The organism is Bartonella sp. AU16XJBT, from assembly GCF_028618665.1.
In the GTDB taxonomy this organism is placed as follows: Bacteria; Pseudomonadota; Alphaproteobacteria; order Rhizobiales; family Rhizobiaceae; genus Bartonella.
Window position 1 is genome coordinate 1 of record NZ_JAQITF010000066.1, and the last position, 1,385, is coordinate 1,385.

At 36.2% G+C, this 1,385-nt stretch carries 1 protein-coding gene and 1 pseudogene; both read right to left on the reverse strand.

Annotated features, from left to right (window positions below):
- Positions 1 to 364, reverse strand: a pseudogene (locus PVV66_RS09525) (hypothetical protein); the annotation flags it as partial.
- A gap of 291 nt (positions 365 to 655) precedes the next feature.
- Complete coding sequence (locus tag PVV66_RS09530) at positions 656 to 1,045, reverse strand: hypothetical protein (protein WP_273719588.1); 390 nt, start codon at positions 1,043 to 1,045, stop codon at positions 656 to 658.
- Between the last annotated feature and the right edge of the window lie 340 nt (positions 1,046 to 1,385).

Below are 1,385 nucleotides of genomic sequence, written 5' to 3' on the forward strand. Positions count from 1 at the left end.
CTACAACCGCCTTGCCATAAACACGGGCGTTTTCATAAATACAAGCTTCCACATTAACATGAGCATAACCACTTACAACGGCATTATCGTAAACCCGTGCATTAGCATAAACCTTGGCTTTACCTCCGACCCAGCAATTGCCATGATGCGATAAATTGTATTCACTACCTATAAAGCCGCCGAGGTCCCCTTTTTTGACATCTCCAAAATCTCTTAATGCTCTAATTCTATGAAGTGTCTTAAAACCAACTTCAATCGTCTCGCCTGTAAATTCGTATTTTTTTGCAAACTCTCTCTTTTTAAAAGAGCCATTATCATCTGTAATAAAAAAGGAAGATTCTTGATTTTTTACTGTAGCTTTCATGCTAGTAATCCTTGTGATAATTGGGTTTTGAATTGACAACCCTATAAGGGCGCCGGGTGTTCAAAACACGGTCACAAGTCCGTCGTCACACTTTTCTCATAAGAGTATTGTATGGTGTGAACACACCCGACATAATCGTTATATGCTAATCACAACATAAAAGACAGTCAGTATTTAAAAAAATGGGAAAAACCTTATCGGGGTTTATCCGCTTGTGATTTAGTGTTTTGAGCACTTGACGCCTTTCTAAACGAACCTTTCCTTAAAGTCAATACGTATTTTTTATTTTTTTCACTTTTTTTCATTTTGATACCTACCTAATTGAATATCAAGTGCTTTCTCTAGTTCACTGTCTATATCATCATAAGTTTTCACTGCTTTCACTGTACGTTTTTTGATTTTCTTATTCACCTCATCTATCAGCGCCTCATAACTCAAAACGCTTCTTGGCAAATCACCTCCGTATATCCACGCTTTCACTTGCGCTTTTGTACTGTAATCAATATTCGTCGGCATCTCATGATACTGACCACCATCGAATTCCTCATATTCCCTCATACCATCATCATATTCGTAAAGATTATAAAAATACTCAGCTACCCCTAATCCCCATGGTGCATGACCGACCGCCGTTGCAACCCACTTTTTTTGCCCTTTCTGTTTACGTTTTTTTAAAAACATCTGATTTAATATCCCCTTGCTTAAATCCATAACTTTACCAATGGGTTTATTTGCCTCATATTGGACCGTACAGTAGCATTTTTATTTTCAATGTGTTTTTTATCATAAAAATCTAAAATCGCTCTGTACGGTACTTTTTTAGCTGTTTAAACCCATATCTATTCTCAAAACAATCAGCACTTTTCACTATTTTGCTGTTTTTTCAAATGCAACTAAATACGATTTCATTATGTTGCAAATGAACTGATAGGCTCTATATTTCTGATATATTTTGCCAAGCTCTCTGTTAGTGGTTTACAGCATGTGATTGTATATCTTTCTTTCATTTCTAATTCTGCGT